Source organism: Candidatus Binataceae bacterium, assembly GCA_035294265.1.
In the GTDB taxonomy this organism is placed as follows: domain Bacteria; phylum Desulfobacterota; class Binatia; order Binatales; family Binataceae; genus DATGLK01.
The window spans coordinates 16,405-34,978 of record DATGLK010000037.1 but is presented as its reverse complement, the minus strand read 5'-3'; the positions used below and the strand labels follow the sequence as shown (position 1 = coordinate 34,978).

The following is an 18,574-nucleotide window of genomic DNA, read 5'->3' as shown; positions in this document are numbered from 1 at the left end:
GAATTTCATCAGATGTTCGTGCCATTGCGAGGGCCGTCTATCTACGATGTGGCGCTGGATTCCACCGGCGCGCTATTCACCTGCTTCCTGTATGGCGGGCTGGGCGAACTAATCTGAACTGCCGCCGCCCGGCAAGGTTGCTTCTAAATCCAGACTGGCTGACAGCCGATCGATCCGATCGAATAGCGAGCGTAGTCGTACCAGCTCACCGGGGATTTGATTGGTACCAGTGAAGTTAAGCGGCCAGAGCTGAGCGTAAAGCGCGAAGTCGGCCAATCCCAAGCGGCCGAGCAGGAAAGCCCTGTTTTCCAAGGCTTGATCGAAAGGTGCCAGCACGTCATGAACGGCGACGAGTTGGCTGGCACGTGGCGCGTGAAGTAACGAACTCGGATCCTGACCGTATTTGCGCTGGCTCAGATGCTCGAAAAAACTCGCCTGCAGCGGGCCTTGCTGTTGGTAGTAATGGTAAAGGTCGGGCCAAGCTAGAGCAAAGAGAACGCGTTCCACCGCGCCGTCCAGATAGGCGTTAAGGGCCTGATGCAAGCCGCGGCTGGTTGGGGGTAAGAGGGTGGGGTTGGGAAAAGCCAACTCCAGGTGGGTCACGATCGAGTCGGCGTTTGCCACCAACGTGTTTGACTCTGGTATATGCAAAAGCGGCAAAGTGATTTGGCCAGACAGGCTAATAACCTCGTCTCGGCGTATCAGATCGACTTCGATGGTCTCGTAATCGATGCCCTTGAACTCAAGCAGCTTGCGCACCTTGGCGCAGCGCGAATCGGGAAAACTTTGGAACAGGCGGGCTTTCATGGGCGTGGCTCGGGATGTGTCAGGATCTCCTTCATGGTGGCGGCGTTCATAACGCCATAATTGGCGTAGCAGTTATTGAATATCAGGTAGGCTCGTGCAATCCCGCTCACGGCGCGCACGTTGCCGGCCACCTGCGCCAGCTCCTGCTCCGAGTACAGGTAGCGAAAGCGTTGGGCTGGAGTAATTCCTTTTTGGAACCAGCGCTGCGCATTGCGGCCGTGAAAGCGCATATATATCCGGCTGCCGCTGGCGGCAACGAACGAGGGCGCGATGGAGGGGCCGGCGGGTGCGTCGGTAGAAGTGTAGTAAAGCCCGTGCAGACGCAGAAAGTCGAGGGTCTGTTGGCGCCGCTCTGCCGGGGTTACCCAACTCGGATGGCGAAACTCGATAGCCAAGTCGACCGCGGGCATCAACTGGGGCAGTGCGGCCAGATAGTCCTGATTGGCCGGATTGCACACGAAATAGGGCGGAAATTGAAAAAGTATCATGCCCAGCTTGCCACTTTCCACCAGTGGCTGCGCGGCGGCCCGAAACATCTCGAAGGCCTTTATGCGGAGCTCTGGCGAGGGTCGGCTAAGCCGCGCGGGTACGTCGGCCGCCAGCATCTGGCGCAGCACCTGGGGCAGGCGGGAAACCTCGGTTGGATGTTGGGTCAGCAGGGCGAAGGCTTTGAGGTTGAAGATGAAATCATTCGGAGTTCGTTCGACCCAGGTTCGCGCGGTGCGCTCGGACAGCATGCCGTAGTAGGTCGAATCGACCTCCACCGTGTTGAACCGCTCGGCATAAAAGCGCAGCCGCGCCTCGGGAGTGGTTAGCGACGGTGGGTAGAACAGGTCGGTGCTGAGCAAAGTAGGATCGGTCCAAGAGGCGGTTCCGACCAGGAATTGGGTCGTCTGAGCCATCGAACGGGCGGTCGCGCCAAAGTGGCGGTTTGCGCGTCCTTAAGTTTAGCAGAACGCCGCTGAAACAGGGGACGGTCCCCCGAGACGAAGCCCCCGACGAAGCCCCCAATGATGGGTTGATAGGGGTGTGACACGGGCGGCCCTCCCCGCGCGGTCTTAAGGTTGAGCAAGGCCGCCCACCTGAAACTGGCTGCGGGATTACCTGGCGAGCGAACCGGCTTTGACGGAGCGGCGCAGGCTGAAGGCGAGTGCTACCCAGCTCCAGCCACGCAGAATCAGCTCAATGCCGATGGCGAAGCCGATGAACCATAGGCCTGACGAGGGCCAATGCGCCCATAGCAGGATTCCCAGCACGGCAGCAACCGCGCCGTCGAGCACGGCCCAGCCGCGATGAGGCAGCTGGGAGCTGGCGGCGCCGTACAGGCGCATCAGACCGCTGGCCAGGAAAAACGCCGCCAGCACCAGAGTCAAGGTGACGGCGCCGGCGGCCGGATCGGTCAGCAGCAAAAGACCCAGGACCAGGTCGAAGATGAAACCCAACAGGTCGAGGAAGGGATGGATGCGATGGGCCTGAAACAGATGGATCGCGTGGAAGGCGGCGCTGAAGAGCAGCAACCATCCCAACAGCATCACCGATACCACCGTGGCGACGACGGTATCGGACAGCGCGATCAGGCCGCAGAGGATCAGTAGCAGGCCCAGCGCCAACACCCACGACCAGCGTTGGCGGACGCGTTCCAGTTCGGCTCCGATGGGCGTGGGTGTGGCACTCATCTGATAGGTCTCCTTCGGCGCTTTCGGGATGCGTTCAGCGGTTCCAAAGCTGCTTGCTGGCGATGCGCGCGCCTTCGCTCATCGCCTCGAATTTGGCCCAGGCGATTTTGGGATGGCCCACGCGGCTGCCGATTCCGCAATCGGTGCCCGCGATCACGTTTTCGCGGCCCACGATTTTGGCGTAGCGCACCAGCCGCTCGGCGATCAGCTCGGGATGCTCGATGAAGTCGCTGTAATGGCCGACGACGCCAGGCATCAGCGATTTGCCCGCCGGCAATTTGACTTTCTCCCACACATGGTAGTCGTGCTCATGGCAGGGGTTGGAGGCCTCGATCGAGATGCATTCGGCCTTAACCTTGAGGATTAGATCGACGATCTCCTTGAGAGGCACGTCGTACTTGTGGGGGCCGTGATAGCTGCCCCAGCAGGTATGGAAGCGTATGCGGTCCTCGGGCAGGCCTTCCAACGCCCGATTGAGCGCGTCGATTCGCAGTTCGGCGAACTTGCGATAGGCCGCGATGTCCATCTGAGGATAAATCTGCCAAGCGTCGGGAAGATCGGGGTCGTCTATTTGCAAGACAAAGCCGGCGTCGATGATCGCCTTGTATTCCTCGTGCAGGGCGGCGGCGATCGCGTAAAGATAGGACTGAGCGTCGGGATAATGTTCGTTGTGCAGCCAGTGCTCGATGGTGCCTGGAGTCACCGCGGGGAGAAAGGCCTCCAGCGGGTTGACGCCTTGCAGCGCGGCTTTGAAATTGGCGATATCCTCCGCCACCGCCGCTTGACCGATATATTTGATGGGGCCGGTTAGTACTGCCTCGCGGGTGCCCCCGCCTTGGCCGCCGCTGGGACCCCCGGCACCGCCGCCGAAAACGGGCCCCTTGGCAAAGTATTCGGGAAATTCCTTCTCATCGCGCGCGTATATTTTTTGGGTGGGATGGCTCGCTTTGCGGTCTTCAATTCCGCTCAGCCGCTCGCGCATATAACTGGTGAAGGTAACTTTGGAAAGCTCGCCGTCGTTGATCACGTCGATCCCGGATTCAATTTGCTTCTTGACCACTTCCGCCACCGACTGGCGCAAACGCGTGGCCAGCTTGCCGGCGTCGTAGGGCTGATGGCTTTCCTTGGCCACGACCAGCTCTCGCAAGTCACCCGGGCGGGGCAGGCTGCCGGCGTGGGAAGTGATGATTCGATCCATGCTGCGCTTCATCTAAGCCTCCTGATCAGTGCCAGATCGCAGATAAATCCCCACACTGATAGCAGAAAGCGCCTGGCTCGTCTGCCCTCAAGCTGCAATCCGGCCTGCCGGTACGCTGCCGGCGCGCTTTCCTGCGCGCTCGGAGTATGGCAAGGCTGTAGAGAAAGACGGGCGCCTGGGTGGCGCCCGACCAACGAGGAGTTGCGCGATGGCATCCGCGAAGGAAAACGACATCCTGACCCGGGTGGGACCCGGTACGCCGATGGGCGAACTGATGCGCCAGTACTGGATTCCTGCCGCGCTTGCCACCGAGCTCGCCGCCGATGGAGCACCGCTACGGCTGATGCTGCTGGGCGAGAAGCTTATCGCGTTTCGCGATAGCGCCGGCCGGATCGGCGTGATGGACCACCGCTGCCCCCATCGCTGCGCCTCGCTGTTCTTCGGGCGCAACGAGAACGAGGGGTTGCGCTGCGTTTATCACGGCTGGAAATTCGATGTCAGCGGCGCCTGCGTGGAGATGCCCAACGTGCCACCCGAGTACGATTACAAGGCCAAGGTGCGCGCTCGCGCCTATCGCGCGATGGAGCGCAACGGCCTTATCTGGGTGTACATGGGACCGCGTACGCAACCGCCCGAATTGCCGGCGCTGGAACCCGCGCTGTTGCCCGAGAGCGAGGTGTCGATGTTCTTTTGCCAGCGCGAATGCAACTGGGCGCAAGCGTTGGAGGGTGACATCGACACTTCGCATTTTGGCTTCCTGCACGTGGGCGGAGTAAACGGCGACGATTTTCCGCCAGGCAACATGAGCCGCTATCCTGCCGCCAATCGCCAGCCCGAAATGATGGTGGCGCGTACCGAGCTGGGTACCGTGTACGGCGCGCGCCGGCTGATCGACGGCAAGTTTTACTGGCGCTTCGCCCCTTTCGCGATGCCCTTTTGGACCATCGCGCCCGACGGCGATTTCGACCGCCATATTATGGCTCGGGCCTGGGTCCCGATGGACGACCATCACACCATGTTTTTACAAATGACCTGGAAGGGTAACGCACCGCGCTCGCGCACGCTCAAGAGCGGCGAGTGGATGGCCGGCTTTACCCACAAGCTGGACTACTTGCCCAACAGCACCGATTGGCACGGGCGCTGGCGATTGCGCCACAATGCCGCCAGCGATTACGGGATCGATCGTCAAGCGCAGCGCAACAAGAGCTTCACCGGGATTGATGGCGTGCTGCTGCAGGACCAGGCCGTAACCGAAAGCATGGGCGCGGTCCTCGATCACGACTTGGAGCATCTGGGTTATAGTGACCTGATGGTAATTCAGACCCGCCGCCGGCTGATCGAGGCTGCCCAAGCCTTGCAGCGCGACGGCACGGTGCCACCCGGAGTGGATAATCCGCAGGCTTACTTGGCGGTTCACGCCGGCGATCTGCTGATGAAGGAAGAGCGCGATTGGCAGGAAATCTATCGCAATTTTCCCAGGGTGTCGGTCGCGCCCGACGGCCGGATCGTGGCGGCGCCGGCGCGCCCGGGCTGGCCCTCCAGCGTGGCGGCCGAGGCTCACGAGTAACGGCGACGCGCCTCTGAGCGCGCCCCGCAACCAGCACTTATGGAGAGCGGCACATGATCTACGAAATGCGGACTTATATGGTTAAGATGGGCAGCGTGAGAGCGGCCGAGGCGGCGTTCGAGCGGGCCTTGCCCGGGCGTATCAAGCTCTCTCCTTTGGCCGCCTTCTGGCATAGCGAAATCGGCCAGCTCAACCAGATTATCCACGTCTGGCCCTACGAGAGTCAGGCCCATCGCGAGCAGATTCGCGCAGCCGCCGGCAAGGTAGAAGGCTGGCCGCCGGCCCTGCAGGAATTTCTGGTCGAGCAGAAGACCGAAATCTTCATGCCCGCGCCGTTTTCCCCTCCGCTGGTTCCGGCGCAACTCGGTTCGCTGGTAGAGATGCGCCGCTACACGATTCGGCCCGGCGGCATCCCCACCTTGATCAAGAACTGGAGCGAGCGGATTGAGAAACGGGCCAAGCTCTCACCCTTTATCGCGGGCTGGTACAGCGAGGTAGGACCACTCAACCAGTGGCTTCATATTTGGGCTTATCAGGATTATGCCGAGCGCGAGCGGATTCGGGCGGAGGCGATGAAGGACGGCTCCTGGCCGCCGCCGATGGGTGATCTGCTGGTCAAGGCGGAGAACTCCATCCTGATCCCAGCTTCGTTCTCACCGATTCGCTAACATGGAACCATTGGCGGGTTAGTGCGAATAGGAACCGGGGTACAAGTATACGGCTCTTCCTCCAGGAGAGATTGGGGTGCCCTAAAACAAAAAGCTTGGCACGGCGGGCGGCGGCCGCACCCTCACCCGCGCGTCACGCGGGGCGCAGAAAGCACGCGGCCAGCGTGAGGCTGGCCCGCTCCCGCAAAGTGAGCGGGTCAGAGGAGTACGAAAGCCCCGCGGTAAGCTCGAGGGTCGTGACATAGCGGCCGGCCTTGCAGGTTTCGCGAAGGGAAGCCGTTTTCTTGCCCATCGAGCCTTGGTTTGGCGCAGGACGCTGTTCTCTTGACTCTTCTCCCACGCAGTTGGCAGGGAAGGGTGTCTGCGCCCAACAATTCGGAACAATCGGCGAGCGCGTCGCCGCAGCCTTCGGGGAGAAGTGATGAAATTCGGACTTTTCGAAATCAATACCCATCCGTGCGTGGGGCCTGAAGCGATCGCTACCGTTGCGCGCGCCGCCGAGCAGGCGGGTTTCGAGAGCTTTTGGGGCGGCGAACATCTGGTGCTGCCCGATCCGCAGTTTCGAATGCCGCCAGACAAGCCGATTCTGGACCTGATCGGCACGATCGCATTTGCCGCCGGCCACACCCGCACGTTGCGCTTTGGCACCGGAATCATCCTGCTGCCCCAGCGCAATCCCCTGGTCCTGGCCAAGGAGATAGCCACGCTGGATGTGCTATGCGGCGGCCGACTGATCCTGGGGCTTGGGATCGGCAGCGCCGAGGCGGAATTCAAGGCTCTGGGTATCCCCTTTCAGGACCGCGGGCCGCGGGCGGAGGAAGCTTTGGCCGCGATGAAAGCGGTGTGGAACATGGAGCGGCCCGAATTTCACGGCCGCTTTTTCTCTTTTAGCGGGATTCGCGCGGAACCTCGGCCAGTACAACGACCGACCCCGGAAATCGTCTGGGGCGGACGTACGCCGTATGCCTTTGGCCGTACCGTGCGCAGTGGGCGAGGATGGTACGGCTACGATATGAGCCTGGAGGATGCAGTGGCGGCGATCGCCGGCCTGCGCAAGGCTTGCGCCCGCCACGGTCGGCGGCTGGATGAGTTCGAGATAACGATTACGCCCAAGGCCGAGCCCAAACTCGATCTCGACCTGGCGCGTCGCTTTGCCGATGTCGGGGTCGGGCGGCTGCTGGTCGCGCCGCGCGCCGCCGATGTGGCGGGCGTGCTGGCGGTAATCGCGCAGGTGGAACGCCAGCTTATCGGCAAAGTCTAATCACGACACAAGCCCTGCGGGCCGTTGCCGGCCAAGCTACTCGCGCGGCCCGTGGGTATCAGTTAAGCTAATCAGACTCCCTTGGCTTTGGTGTAAAGAGCTTACCAAGGCGCCTGCGGGCGCCGGAATCGCGACCATACTGTGGCCAGTTCAGATTACAAAAATACCCTGTGTCTGCCTCGTACCGACTTTCCGATGAAGGCCAACCTGCCCCAGCGGGAGCCGGCGATTTTAGCCCGCTGGGACGCTCTCGACCTCTACCGTGAGTTTCTCCGGGCCCGAGAAGGAGCGCCCACGTACGTGCTGCACGACGGGCCGCCTTACGCCAACGGCGAAGTACATATTGGTACCGCGCTAAACAAGATTCTCAAGGATTTCATTATTCGCTCGCGTGCCATGATGGGCTTCCGGACGCCGTTTGTGCCGGGTTGGGATTGCCATGGGATGCCGATCGAGCATCAGGTCTCGCGCAAGCTGGGGAGCAAGGCGCGTAGCCTGCCCAAGCTGGCGTTGCGCAAGCTTTGCCGTGAGCATGCTCAGCGCTACATCGAGGCGCAGCGCCAGGATTTCCGCCGCTTAGGCGTGATCGCCGACTGGAGTAATCCCTACCTCACCTTCAGCCCTGCCTATGACGCCGCCGAAATTGCAGTCTTACGCGAGCTGGTGGAGCAGGGCTACGTCTACCGCGGTCTGCGCCCAGTCCATTGGTGCTTTGATTGCCGCACTGCCCTGGCCGAGGCCGAGGTCGAATATCACGACCATTCCTCGCCCTCCATTTACGTCGCTTTCAGGATCAACCAGGAAGTTGGCCAAGCGGATGCACTCGCGGCGGATCCGGTCGATGGTCCGCTGCTGAGCGAGGCGCATCGGCAAGGCCGACTGTTGGCGGTAATTTGGACCACCACACCATGGACCTTACCCGCCAACCTGGGCATCAGTCTGAACCCTGGCTTTGCCTACGAGGCCTTGGAGCTGGACGGCGCGTTGTATATCGTGGCCGCCAGGCTGGTGGAGAATTTCGAGCAGGCCATCGGCCGGCGTGCGATCAGGCGCATTCCGCTGAGCCCCACCGCGCTCCACGCGCTGGACGGTAAGGACATTTTTCGCCATCCGCTGGCCGCGCGCGACGTCAAGTTGATGTTCGGCGAGCACGTCACGCTGGAGGCCGGCACCGGTTTGGTCCACACCGCGCCGGGCCACGGCTACGAGGACTTCGTGGTGGGTGGCAAGTACCAGTTGGCGCCCTTGACCCCGGTGGACGAGGGTGGCGTCTTCACCGCGCAGGCGGGCGCATATGCCGGGATGCGAGTGTTCGATGCCAACGGGCCTATCGTCGAGGATCTGCGCGCGGCCGGCGCCTTGTTGCAGGCCCGGGAACTCAGCCACAGCTATCCCCATTGCTGGCGATGCAAAAATCCGCTGATCTTTCGCGCCACCCAGCAATGGTTTCTTCAAATCGATCACCAGGATTTGCGCCAGCGCGCACTGGCCGAGATCGAACAGGTCAACTGGATTCCGCGATGGTCGCGCGATCGCATCAAGAACATGATGGAGAGCCGCCCCGATTGGTGCTTGTCGCGCCAGCGCGCCTGGGGTGTGCCGATTCCCGCCCTGCGCTGCAGCGGCTGCGGCGAGGTCAGCCTTAGCCCCACGGTTTTGCGTCGGGCCGAAGAGATTTTCGCGGCCGAGGGCTCGGACGCCTGGTACGCGCGACCGGCCGAGGATTTCGGCGCGGGTGAGCTTTGTGTAAATTGCGGCGCCAGCCGATTCGAGAAGACCGAAGACATTCTGGACGTCTGGTTTGATTCCGGCTGTTCGCAGGCGGCGGTGTTGGCGCGCCGGCCCGAGCTGCATTGGCCCGCGGATCTCTATATCGAAGGCGTGGACCAGCATCGCGGATGGTTCCAGGTCTCGCTGATTACCGCCACCGCGATTCGCCAGGCCGCACCCTATCGCAGCGTGATCACCAATGGCCTGACTCTCGATGAGTTGGGCCGCAAGATGTCCAAGTCGTTGGGCAACGTGGAGAACGCCGCCGAGGTGGTCGCACGGGTGGGTGCCGACGTTATCCGTCTAGTGTTCGCCTCGGTCGATTATGCCGCCGATATGCGGGTGGGCGACGAGCTGTTTGTGGCGGTTGCTGAATCCTATCGCAAGTTGCGCAACACTGCGCGCTATCTGCTGGGCAATCTGTACGACTTCGACCCGGCCCTCGACCAGCTCAAGCCGGATGCGATGGCGGAGTTCGATCGCTTCATCCTAACCCGCTTGGAGCGGCTCAAACAGGTTACGCGTGCGGCCTATGAGCGCTACGATTTCCAAGCTGTTTACAACGCCTTGGTCAACTTTGCGGTGGTGGATCTGAGTGCGCTCTATTTCGAGGTGGTGCGCGACCGGCTTTATTGCGATGCACCCACGTCCAGTTCGCGCCGCTCGGCTCAAACCGCGCTGCTGCAAATCCTGGACGCGCTGCTTCGGATCATGGCGCCGCTGCTGCCCTATACCGCCGAGGAAATCTACGGCCATGTTCCCGCCCCACGCGCGGCCAGCATCCATCTGCTGAATCTGCCGGAGGTGTCGGCGGCGGGAAACGCGGAGCTGGAGACGCGATGGCAGGCGCTGCTGGAGGTGCGCACGGTTGCCCTCAAGCTGCTGGAGGATCTGCGCCAGGCGGGAATGATCGGGGCGCCATTGGAGGCCCATTTGGAGCTGGCCGTGCCCCCGGGCGATCCGTTGGAAAACATCCTGCGCCAGGCCGGCGAGCAACTGCGCGAGTTGTTTGTGGTCGCGGAAGTAGAACTCATGCCGGCGGCCCGCGCCGAACAATTCAGAGCGCGGCTGGAGGGCGAGAGTGGGCGGTTGGAGGAGGGTTTCGTGCGCCTCAGTCAGCATCCGCCCCTACTGATCCTCGGCCGGCGCAGCGAGGGGCACAAATGCCCACGCTGCTGGACCTACCATCGCGAGCCCACCGAGCTATGCCCGCGCTGCCGTGCGGTGATCGAGGCGGCGGCGAGCCATTGAGCGCGCGCCTGGCAGGTTTTTTTCGCTCCTTGTTCCTGATCACGCTGCCGGTGTTGGCGTTGGACCAGGTGACCAAGGCGTTGGTTCGCAACCATTTGCGCTTGAGCGACGACATCGTGCTCATCCCCCACTGGCTGGACATTACCTATGCTCTCAATCCAGGAGCGGCTTTCAGCCTGCTGACCAATGCGCCGCCCTGGGTCCATCATTGGTTCCTGATCGGGCTGTCAGCGGTCGCCATCGTCGTGCTGCTGGTTTTGTTGTGGCAGAATTTTCGCTTGGGGCTAATCAATACCGCCCTGGCGCTGATTCTGGCCGGGGCCTGCGGCAATCTGATTGATCGGCTATCGTACGGGGTTGTCACCGATTTCATCTTGATGCACTACTACGCGCACGATTACCCGATCTTCAACGTCGCCGACTCTGCCATCACTATCGGCGTCGCGCTGCTGCTCATCTCCTCGCTCTTTGGACCGGGGTCTTCTCACTCGGCTTCGCCAAAAACTCCCGCCTGATTGGACGCCGCTGCTTGTCCCAACAAACGGCGAGGCGGAGTGACATGGTGCCATGCGAAGGAAAATTTCTTGTGGCCGGCGCGATTAATTACCACCAAAGCGCCTGATTTAGCCCTTTTGTTTGCGCGCGCGAAAAAGTTGTTGTGCGATTGTTGGCCAAAGCTAAGACAGGGCAGCATTTTCCTAGATTTTCACGGAGCCGAGCCACCATGGCAACCCCAGCGAAGGTTCTGACCGTCAAGGAATTATCCGATTATCTGCGGGTGCATCCTTCCACCATTTATCGGCTGCTCAAGCGCGGAGACATCCCTGGCTTCAAACTGGGTAGCGATTGGCGCTTCAACATCGAGACGATCGACCGTTGGCGCCTGGAGCAGGGTGGCGAGTTGCAAGCAGCCGGCGCGGCCAGACCGCCGCGCACTTGATCCGCCGCCGTGGGGATGGCGCAGGGAGCGTTAAGTAAGGATATGGAATGAATCAGGACGCGAGCGCGGCGGTCACTTGATCGAACTCCAGCGCACGCACCAGGGCGTGCCCCAGGCGGTCCAGCAGGACGAAACGGATCGTGCCGGCCGCGCGCTTTTTGTCCAGGCGCAAGGCGCGCGCGAAGTCTTCGTTCAGCCATCCCGCGGGCAATTCCACTGGCAATCCTGCCGTCTCGATCAGCTTTTGCAGCCGCCGCGCCTCCGCCGGTGCAAGCCCCGCGTGCAGGCAGGACAAGCGGCTGGCCGCGGTCATTCCAATCGCGACCGCTTCGCCATGCAGATAGTGGCCATAGCCAGCGGACATCTCCAAGGCGTGGCCGACGGTGTGGCCGAAGTTGAGAATGGTGCGCAGATCGCTTTCTTGCTCGTCGCGCTCCACCACGAACGCCTTGTGGCGCAGGGAGCGTTCGACGATTATTTCCAGCGCACGCGGCTCCCGGCCGAGGATGTTCTGGAGCGAGTGCTCTAGATGGTCGATCAAGGGAGCATCCATGATGGCGCCATACTTGATGACTTCCGCCAGCCCCTCCCGAAATTCGCGCTCACCCAGCGAACGCAGGGTTTCCACGTCGGCGACGATCAGACGAGGCTGGTAAAAGGCGCCAATAAGATTTTTTCCGCGAGGATGGTCAATAGCGGTCTTGCCGCCCAAGGCGGAGTCCACCTGGGCCAGAAGCGTGGTTGGGACCTGGACCAGGGGCACCCCGCGCAAATAGGTGGCGGCGGCAAAACCCGCTAAGTCGCCTACCACGCCGCCACCCAAGGCGAAAACGGCGTGGGAGCGATCCAGTCCAGCCTCGATCAGGCCGTCATAGATCCGCCCCAACCCCGCGCTAGATTTGCTGGCTTCTCCGGGCGCGATTCGGATAACCGCTGGATCGAACCCGGCGCCTTTGAGGGCCGCTTCGACCGTCTTTAGATAGAGCGCACCGACGGTGTAGTCGGTGACGATCACGCAGCGACCGGCCAGCCCTACGCCGGCCGCCAATTGGCCCAGCCGTGCCAGCAACCCAGCCGCGACATGTACCGGATGGGAGCGCGCGCCCAATTGCACGTCGAAGGAGGGCATCAGGCCTCCAGCATCTGGATGACCCGATCGGCGGTTTGCGCGATAGTCAGCTCAGAGCTGTCCACGACCGTTCCGATGCGGGCGTAAGCGCCCGCCCGCTGTTCCATCAAGCGGGCGATTGCTTCTTTCAGCGGAAGACCGCTTTCCGCCAGCTTGGGTCGCACCGTCGCGGCACCCGCCAGCCGGGCGGCGATCACTTCGGGCCGGGCGACCAGGCAGACAATCCGCGCGACTGGCGCCAAGGTCCAATAATTGACCTCGTCCACCAGCGAGCCGCCGCCGGTGGCGATCACAGCGGTGTCGGGGCTGAGCGCTAACTCCTTGATCACTGCGCGTTCGAGCGCCCGGAAATGTGCTTCGCCATGGATTGCGAAAATTCGTTCAATCGAGCAACCGGCGCGGCGCACGATAATGTGATCGGTATCGAAAAATTTTCGGCCCAGGCGCGCGGCCAGACAACGCCCCACCGCGCTTTTGCCCGTTGCCATAAAACCGGTGAGAACCAGTTTATTCATTAATAGGCGCGCAGTTGTTCCATATAGCCGCGGTAGTTGCGTTCGATCTCGTGATAAGAATCGCCTCCGAACTTTTCCAGGAATGCGTTGGCAATCTCAAACGCCACTACTGCCTCTGCGATCACTGCGGCGGCGGGCACCGCGCACACATCCGAGCGCTCAATGGTTCCCACCGATTCCGCCTTGGTCTTGGTGTCCACCGAGCGTAGCGGCCGCATCAGGGTGGAAAGCGGCTTGAAGGCCGCGCGCACCCGTAGCGGCTCGCCAGTCGTCATGCCGCCCTCGGTGCCGCCCGAATTGTTGGAGTTACGGGTGAATTGATGGCGCTGCGGATCGTAGCCGATCTCGTCATGCAATTCCGATCCGCGCATCGCGGCGGCCTGAAAGCCGCTGCCAATCTCTACCCCCTTTACCGCTTGCAAGCCGAGCAGAGCCTGTCCCAGGCGCCCGTCCAGCTTGCGATCCCAATGGACGTGGCTGCCCAGACCCACCGGCAAACCGGCAACCACCACCTCGACCACGCCACCCAGGGTGTCGCCGCTCGCCTTGCACGCATCGATCTCGGCGATGATGGCGCGTTCGGCCTGGGGATCGGCAACTCGCACCGGCGACTCTTCGGTAACTCGGCGCAACTCGGCCATTGGGAGATGAGCAGGCGTGGAAGCCTGGATGCGTCCGATACTGGCGACGTAGCCTAGCACGTCAATACCGAAGGGGCCCACCAACTGGCGGGTCAAACCGCCGATCGCGACCCGTGCCGCGGTCTCGCGCGCCGAAGCACGCTCTAGGATATCGCGAATGTCTTCGCGGTCGTATTTCAGCGCACCGGCCAAATCGGCATGGCCGGGCCGGGGGCGGGTAATCACGTGAGCCGATTCGCGATCGGCCGGATCGAGCGACATCCGCTTGGTCCAGTTCGCGAAATCGCGATTTTCAATCACCATCGCGATCGGTGAGCCCAAGCTCTGGCCAAAACGCACTCCCGACACGATCCGAGCCTTATCTTGCTCGATCGCCATTCGGCCTCCGCGCCCGTAACCTTTTTGCCGGCGGCTTAGGTGGAAGTCGATTTGGGCCGGATCGATTGTGAACCCCGCCGGCATCCCCTCGACGACCATTACCAACTGAGGGCCATGGGATTCACCCGCGGTGAGAAAGCGTAACATAGAAATCTTTTACCTTGTTCCTGCAATGCCGCCATCGGGGCAAGTTGATTCAAGCAGGTTCGGCCGATCCTGGGAAGCGGCGGCAGGCTGATTCCCTTGCCTACTCCCGCTATGGCAGGCTGGGGCCAACGATGTGCGATACCGCTTCCTGTAAAGCTTCGGCAGCTACGTCCTCACGGCTGGCCGAGGTCATTGTGCTAAGTCCGATGCGTGGGCTCAACCAGCTTACCTACCTCGTCCCGCCGGCGTTGGCGAATGAGCTGCGGCCCGGCCATCGGGTTTTGGTGCCGATGCGCGGGCGGCGGCTGACTGCGATCGTGGTGAGATTGGCCGTCGGTGAGCCTCAAGCCGAAATTAAACCAATACTTGAGTTGCTTGAGCCACAACCGACTTTCGATGCGGCCCATCTGAAGCTGTTGGAGTTCATGGCGGTCTACTATCAGACCACCCTGGCAGAAGCTTACCGGGCGGTGATGCCAGGCCTGATGCGGGTGGAGAGCCAAACCGTTTATGCTCTAGCGCGGCCGCTCGACGGTTTGTTCCGGGCCACCCTGAGCGCGGCGGAACAGGCGCTGGTGGCAGCCTTGGGTAAGGCGCCGCTGAACCTGAGTAAGATTGGCAAGCTGGTCGGCGCCGAGCATGCCGGGAGCTTGGTCCGGCGATGGTTGGGACAGGGATTGCTGGAGCGGCGCGAGGGCATGCGTGGACGCCATCGGGAGCAGGATGGAGGGCGGTTGCGGCGGCTAGCGCAAGCGCCAACCCAGCCCGGCGCCCCTCCCAGCCTGACCCCTGCCCAGCAGCGCGCGATCGATACCGTGGTACCGACGCTGACCGCACGCTCCTTCCGCCCTTTTCTGCTTTGGGGCATCACCGCCAGCGGCAAGACCGAGGTCTACCTACGCCTGGTCGCTCAGTGCCTTCACCTGGGACGCCGTGCGCTGGTGTTGGTCCCCGAGATAGCGCTTACCGACCATCTCGTGCAGGCCTTTACCGAGCGCTTTGGAAGCTCCGTCGTCGTGGCTCACAGCGGCCTGAAGGTTGCGGAGCGTTGGAGCGCATGGAGTGCGGCCCTGGGCGGTCAGGCCCGAGTCTTGCTGGGGCCGCGCTCGGCCTTGTTTGCTCCCATTCATGACCTGGGTTTGGTCGTGGTCGATGAGGAACACGACCCGGCCTACAAGCAGGAGGAGGGGATTCGCTATCACGCGCGCGATCTAGCGGTGGCCTTGGCTCAGGCTAGTTCATGCCCGGTGGTGCTGGGTTCGGCCACCCCGGCGGCGGAGTCTTTCGCCAACGCACGCAATGGTCGCTATCAGCTTTTGCGCATGGGCGAACGGATCCACGATCGGCCGTTGGCCGAGGTCGAAGTGGTGGATTTGCGCCGCCAGCCTAGGGTGGAGCAGGGGCTGGCACCCGAAGCGGAGGCCGAGGGAGCGCCGATCCCTTTATCCGTGCCGTTGGTGCAGGCGCTGAGTGAAACTTTGACCCAGGGCGGCCAAAGCCTGGTGTTTGTCAATCGGCGTGGCTTTCACAATTTTCTGCACTGCCAGCTCTGCGGCAACGTGCTTTCCTGCCCCGATTGCAGCGTCAGTATGACTTTCCATCTGCGCGATCGTTCGTTGCGATGCCACTATTGCGGTCATTACCGGCCCGCGCCCGAGGCGTGCCCTGAATGCCGCGGCCTGGGTTTGCAGGGCCAGGGCTTTGGCACCGAGCGTCTGCACGCCGCACTGCAGAGCCTGTTGCCGCAGGCCAGAGTCGAACGAATGGATAGCGATACCAGCCGCCGTCAGGGGGCGCGCCAGCAGATCCTACGCGCGTTGGCAGCGGGCGAGGTAGATATCTTAGTCGGTACCCAAATGATCACCAAGGGCTTCGATTTTCCCGGCGTGACCTTGGTTGCGGTGGTGGCGGCCGATCTCAGCTTGAATCTGCCCGACTTCCGATCGGCGGAACGTACCTTTCAATTGCTCACTCAAGCCGCGGGCCGGGCCGGCCGCGGCCCGCATCCGGGACGAGTAATTATTCAGACCTATTCCCCCCACCATTACAGTATTCGCGCCGCGCAGCGCCAGGATTACGCTGGCTTCATGCGCCGCGAACTGCAACTGCGCCGTAAATTCGACTATCCACCCTTTAGTCACTTGGCGATGGTGCGGCTGGAAGGAACGCAAGCCGAGCAGGTCGAGAAAATGGCGACTTTCGCTGCTGAGCTGCTGGCGCGGGCGGGCGAGCGGGTTAAGCTCCTGGGACCCGCGCCAGCACCGATCGAGCGCATCAAGCAGCGTTATCGATGGCAGCTAATGCTCAAGGCGCCCAGCCGTGTCCATCTGCGCGAGCCCCTGCTGGCGCTCAGGCGCGAGCTTGCGCCGCGCGCGCGCCGTGCCGCAATCTTCTGGTCGATCGATATCGATCCGGTCCACATGCTGTAGGACTGTTTTGGCCCGGATTTCGCTTTTACTACCCGGAATCTTTGGGCAGTCATTGTCGCGCGTGTCTGGGGTGCGCGAAGAATCCCGATGTTTTGCTAGTCGTGCCGGTGGAATCGGGATTTCTCGCGCACCCCAGACACGCGCGCGGGAATGACATCACGAAGCTCTTGAAGCGGAAGGTTGTCACGATCTTGCGCGGTTGCCGGTAAATGGGTGTAAAGATGATTTAATCCCGCCGCAACGTTCCTATTTAAATCAATAGCTATCAGTGATGGCGCCCAGTCTAAGAGGGGATCGGCGTGGCCGGCAATCGAGCCGTGCTTGCGCAATCGACCCGACGATGAGTGGGCATGAGAGAGAGGAAAGATGGGAACGACGGGCGCAAAGTCTTTTAGTGCGGTTGCTGTGGTGGCTGCTCTAGCCTGGACGATGGCGGGATGCGCCAATGTCGCCCAGCCTCGCCAGTGGGGACCGTGCGCGGTTGGGGGCGGCGTGTTGGGCGCCTTTATCGCCGGCGGCAGCGCGGGCGGTGCAATGTATGCCACCAACCAACAAGGCCAATATTCGGCCCGACGCAGCGCCGATCCTGGATGAAGCCGCGGTGCTCCTGGCGCAGAGTCCCGGGGTCACGGTCGAGGTCAACGGCTATTGCGACGCGATCGGTAGCGTCGCCTACAACCTCAAGCTTTCTCAACGGCGGGCGGATGCCGTGGTCGGCTACCTGGTGAACAAGGGCGTGGCCCCCGACCGCCTGATCGCGCACGGTTACGGCAAGACCGATTTCGTTGCCGATAACGCGACGGCTGCCGGGAGGGCCCAGAATCGGCGGGTCGAGTTGGTGCCGCAGGCACAATAGGTGCCGGAACTGCTGGGTGGTTGATCGTACCGCAGGCGGTGCCCCCTCCGGACGTAGGGCACCGCCTCGCGTTGGTCGGGGAAGCGCCTGGGCGAGCGGGAAGTTGGTCTACTCGGGCAGCACGATCACGGGTATATTGGCGGCTTGTAGAGCGGCCAAGGCGGTTTCCTGGTCCTCGTCGGGAACGTCGAGCCAAGCCCGCAGGGAGCGGGAGCGGCGGCGGACTTTAACCCCTGCCTCGCGCAGGCATTTGCGTGCCTGATCGAGCTGCTCGCTAGGCTCGGAAGCCGTGGTGTCGAGGCGAATCCGGACCATCGCACCCCTCGTATGAACCAAAAAGTGTCGGCTTGACGATAGCCGCCGAATGTTACGGCGAGATGACGGGAGAGATAAATCCGGCTGAGGCGCCACCGGCAAGGGTTGGCGCGGGAGACTCTGCCGCGTGGTTCAGGCGTGGGCATTAGCTGCTCGCCCCACTAAGACCTGTTTTCGCTTCAGCGCTAGTTCAGCAGTTGGATCGTGCTCAGGGTGGCGGGCAGGCCCGAGACCCACACGGCTCCCTGGTTATTGGTCGCGGCGACCCCGCCAGCCGGCACCTGCTGTTGCGAGGAGGAGAGCACGGTCCTGGAACTGCTGCTGCAACCGATTTGGCCGGCTGCCAGGATGACTATCAGGCCGGCAAGTAGTAACCACCGCCGCCGGCGCTCGGCCGGGGCCGCGATCAAGCCGATTCCAAACATTGCCAGCCCCACCCCCAGCGGCATCACCGGCGGCGCGCCCCCGCCTATCAAGCCGGCATATTTCATCGCCGACTCGATTCGCGCCGGGGTCAGCGAGAGCGTGGTGCTCAAGGCAAAGGTCGCCACTCCTCCGACAGGCACGACCAGCGCCGGGCTGAAAGTGAAAAGTGTATTGTCGCCTACTGTTCCCGTGACCACTGTCCGAGACACTCCATTGCTCGTTCCAACCAGGGCCAGGTTGGAGAAACAGCTTCGGGTCGCCTACCGTCACCGTCACGCCGCCGATCGATTCCGGCAGGCCGCTGGTGTTGGTTACGTTCAAAATACCGCCACCCACGGTGCGGTGTTACGCAGGCTCAGGATCGCGGCCATATGAAGCCGCATCTGCGGCGGGGCGGTGTGCCAGCTATGCAGATTGGTCAGCGGATGGTTGCCGGCAAGGGGGACCGTGGCTTGCGCCAACGCTAGCTCGCAAACCAACGTCGATACCATAAGAATCGCGGCAGCGCCGGCCGCGCAGGACAAACCGCTGCTCAAAAAGCGCTTCATCGGAATTTACGAATTTGCTGAAGCCCGCGGTCCTGAAGGGCCGCGGGCTGAT

Annotated in this window: 18 protein-coding genes; 8 read left to right on the top strand and 10 right to left on the bottom strand. The window is 62.3% G+C overall.

Features of this window, described 5'->3' with window-relative positions:
- Positions 1 to 108: 108 nt before the first annotated feature.
- From VKV28_06995 to VKV28_06980, 4 genes are all read right to left on the bottom strand, one after another.
- The gene (locus VKV28_06995) at positions 109 to 807 is read right to left on the bottom strand and encodes a glutathione S-transferase family protein (protein ID HLH76538.1); all 699 of its coding nucleotides are present in this window, start codon (positions 805 to 807) and stop codon (positions 109 to 111) included.
- Positions 804 to 1,709 carry a DUF72 domain-containing protein gene (locus tag VKV28_06990; protein ID HLH76537.1) on the bottom strand — a complete coding sequence of 302 codons (906 nt, stop codon included), beginning with the start codon at positions 1,707 to 1,709 and terminating at the stop codon, positions 804 to 806. The genes VKV28_06995 and VKV28_06990 overlap by 4 nt, the downstream gene beginning before the upstream one ends.
- A gap of 198 nt (positions 1,710 to 1,907) precedes the next feature.
- Positions 1,908 to 2,483: a DUF308 domain-containing protein gene (locus VKV28_06985; protein ID HLH76536.1), complete on the bottom strand. Its 576-nt coding sequence runs from the start codon at positions 2,481 to 2,483 to the stop codon at positions 1,908 to 1,910.
- Between the two features lie 34 nt (positions 2,484 to 2,517).
- Complete coding sequence (locus VKV28_06980; protein ID HLH76535.1) at positions 2,518 to 3,693, bottom strand: cobalamin-independent methionine synthase II family protein; 1,176 nt, start codon at positions 3,691 to 3,693, stop codon at positions 2,518 to 2,520.
- A gap of 196 nt (positions 3,694 to 3,889) precedes the next feature.
- Here VKV28_06980 and VKV28_06975 point away from each other — a divergent pair, with 196 nt between their 5' ends.
- The 6 genes from VKV28_06975 to VKV28_06950 all read left to right on the top strand — a co-directional run bounded on the left by VKV28_06975 (position 3,890) and on the right by VKV28_06950 (position 11,138).
- Positions 3,890 to 5,248: a Rieske 2Fe-2S domain-containing protein gene (locus VKV28_06975; protein HLH76534.1), complete on the top strand. Its 1,359-nt coding sequence runs from the start codon at positions 3,890 to 3,892 to the stop codon at positions 5,246 to 5,248.
- Between the two features lie 53 nt (positions 5,249 to 5,301).
- Positions 5,302 to 5,916 carry an NIPSNAP family protein gene (locus VKV28_06970; GenBank protein ID HLH76533.1) on the top strand — a complete coding sequence of 205 codons (615 nt, stop codon included), beginning with the start codon at positions 5,302 to 5,304 and terminating at the stop codon, positions 5,914 to 5,916.
- A 421-nt stretch (positions 5,917 to 6,337) separates the two neighbouring features.
- Positions 6,338 to 7,177, top strand: a complete 840-nt coding sequence (locus tag VKV28_06965; GenBank protein HLH76532.1) for an LLM class F420-dependent oxidoreductase — start codon at positions 6,338 to 6,340, stop codon at positions 7,175 to 7,177.
- A gap of 141 nt (positions 7,178 to 7,318) precedes the next feature.
- Positions 7,319 to 10,198: an isoleucine--tRNA ligase gene (gene ileS, locus VKV28_06960; GenBank protein ID HLH76531.1), complete on the top strand. Its 2,880-nt coding sequence runs from the start codon at positions 7,319 to 7,321 to the stop codon at positions 10,196 to 10,198.
- A complete protein-coding gene (gene lspA / locus VKV28_06955) occupies positions 10,195 to 10,713 on the top strand; it encodes a signal peptidase II (protein HLH76530.1) in 519 nt (172 codons plus the stop codon). Before ileS ends, lspA begins: the two co-directional genes overlap by 4 nt.
- A 209-nt stretch (positions 10,714 to 10,922) precedes the next feature.
- The gene (locus VKV28_06950; protein HLH76529.1) at positions 10,923 to 11,138 is read left to right on the top strand and encodes a helix-turn-helix domain-containing protein; all 216 of its coding nucleotides are present in this window, start codon (positions 10,923 to 10,925) and stop codon (positions 11,136 to 11,138) included.
- 52 nt (positions 11,139 to 11,190) lie between these two features.
- Here VKV28_06950 and aroB read toward each other — a convergent pair whose 3' ends face one another.
- Genes aroB through aroC form a run of 3 tightly spaced genes read right to left on the bottom strand, consistent with a single transcriptional unit; the run spans position 11,191 to position 13,948 of the window.
- Positions 11,191 to 12,267 carry a 3-dehydroquinate synthase gene (gene aroB / locus VKV28_06945; GenBank protein ID HLH76528.1) on the bottom strand — a complete coding sequence of 359 codons (1,077 nt, stop codon included), beginning with the start codon at positions 12,265 to 12,267 and terminating at the stop codon, positions 11,191 to 11,193.
- Complete coding sequence (locus tag VKV28_06940; protein HLH76527.1) at positions 12,267 to 12,782, bottom strand: shikimate kinase; 516 nt, start codon at positions 12,780 to 12,782, stop codon at positions 12,267 to 12,269. Before VKV28_06940 ends, aroB begins: the two co-directional genes overlap by 1 nt.
- The gene (aroC, locus tag VKV28_06935) at positions 12,782 to 13,948 is read right to left on the bottom strand and encodes a chorismate synthase (protein ID HLH76526.1); all 1,167 of its coding nucleotides are present in this window, start codon (positions 13,946 to 13,948) and stop codon (positions 12,782 to 12,784) included. The genes VKV28_06940 and aroC overlap by 1 nt, the downstream gene beginning before the upstream one ends.
- A gap of 194 nt (positions 13,949 to 14,142) precedes the next feature.
- Between aroC and priA the strand changes: the two genes are divergently transcribed.
- Together priA and VKV28_06925 are read left to right on the top strand one after the other, a co-directional pair.
- Complete coding sequence (priA, locus tag VKV28_06930) at positions 14,143 to 16,377, top strand: primosomal protein N' (protein ID HLH76525.1); 2,235 nt, start codon at positions 14,143 to 14,145, stop codon at positions 16,375 to 16,377.
- A gap of 538 nt (positions 16,378 to 16,915) precedes the next feature.
- A complete protein-coding gene (locus VKV28_06925; GenBank protein HLH76524.1) occupies positions 16,916 to 17,233 on the top strand; it encodes an OmpA family protein in 318 nt (105 codons plus the stop codon).
- Between the two features lie 108 nt (positions 17,234 to 17,341).
- On the opposite strand, the gene VKV28_06920 is transcribed toward VKV28_06925, so the two are convergent.
- From VKV28_06920 to VKV28_06910, 3 genes are all read right to left on the bottom strand, one after another.
- Positions 17,342 to 17,548 (bottom strand): hypothetical protein, encoded by a 207-nt coding sequence (locus VKV28_06920; GenBank protein ID HLH76523.1) that lies wholly within the window; start codon positions 17,546 to 17,548, stop codon positions 17,342 to 17,344.
- A gap of 185 nt (positions 17,549 to 17,733) precedes the next feature.
- A complete protein-coding gene (locus tag VKV28_06915) occupies positions 17,734 to 18,183 on the bottom strand; it encodes a hypothetical protein (protein ID HLH76522.1) in 450 nt (149 codons plus the stop codon).
- Positions 18,184 to 18,291: 108 nt separating this feature from the next.
- Positions 18,292 to 18,522, bottom strand: coding sequence for a hypothetical protein (locus VKV28_06910; protein HLH76521.1), 231 nt, complete (start codon positions 18,520 to 18,522; stop codon positions 18,292 to 18,294).
- Between the last annotated feature and the right edge of the window lie 52 nt (positions 18,523 to 18,574).

What these genes read in the sequence shown, in the direction of transcription:
- VKV28_06965 (HLH76532.1), top strand. Translation starts at nt 6,338, where the DNA reads ATGAAATTCGGACTTTTCGAAATCAATACCCATCCGTGCGTGGGGCCT.
- aroC (HLH76526.1), bottom strand. Translation starts at nt 13,948, where the DNA reads ATGTTACGCTTTCTCACCGCGGGTGAATCCCATGGCCCTCAGTTGGTA.
- VKV28_06975 (HLH76534.1), top strand. Translation starts at nt 3,890, where the DNA reads ATGGCATCCGCGAAGGAAAACGACATCCTGACCCGGGTGGGACCCGGT.
- VKV28_06910 (HLH76521.1), bottom strand. Translation starts at nt 18,522, where the DNA reads ATGAAGCGCTTTTTGAGCAGCGGTTTGTCCTGCGCGGCCGGCGCTGCC.
- VKV28_06950 (HLH76529.1), top strand. Translation starts at nt 10,923, where the DNA reads ATGGCAACCCCAGCGAAGGTTCTGACCGTCAAGGAATTATCCGATTAT.
- VKV28_06940 (HLH76527.1), bottom strand. Translation starts at nt 12,782, where the DNA reads ATGAATAAACTGGTTCTCACCGGTTTTATGGCAACGGGCAAAAGCGCG.
- VKV28_06985 (HLH76536.1), bottom strand. Translation starts at nt 2,483, where the DNA reads ATGAGTGCCACACCCACGCCCATCGGAGCCGAACTGGAACGCGTCCGC.
- VKV28_06995 (HLH76538.1), bottom strand. Translation starts at nt 807, where the DNA reads ATGAAAGCCCGCCTGTTCCAAAGTTTTCCCGATTCGCGCTGCGCCAAG.
- VKV28_06990 (HLH76537.1), bottom strand. Translation starts at nt 1,709, where the DNA reads ATGGCTCAGACGACCCAATTCCTGGTCGGAACCGCCTCTTGGACCGAT.
- VKV28_06925 (HLH76524.1), top strand. Translation starts at nt 16,916, where the DNA reads ATGCCACCAACCAACAAGGCCAATATTCGGCCCGACGCAGCGCCGATC.
- VKV28_06970 (HLH76533.1), top strand. Translation starts at nt 5,302, where the DNA reads ATGATCTACGAAATGCGGACTTATATGGTTAAGATGGGCAGCGTGAGA.
- aroB (HLH76528.1), bottom strand. Translation starts at nt 12,267, where the DNA reads ATGCCCTCCTTCGACGTGCAATTGGGCGCGCGCTCCCATCCGGTACAT.
- VKV28_06920 (HLH76523.1), bottom strand. Translation starts at nt 17,548, where the DNA reads ATGGTCCGGATTCGCCTCGACACCACGGCTTCCGAGCCTAGCGAGCAG.
- VKV28_06980 (HLH76535.1), bottom strand. Translation starts at nt 3,693, where the DNA reads ATGAAGCGCAGCATGGATCGAATCATCACTTCCCACGCCGGCAGCCTG.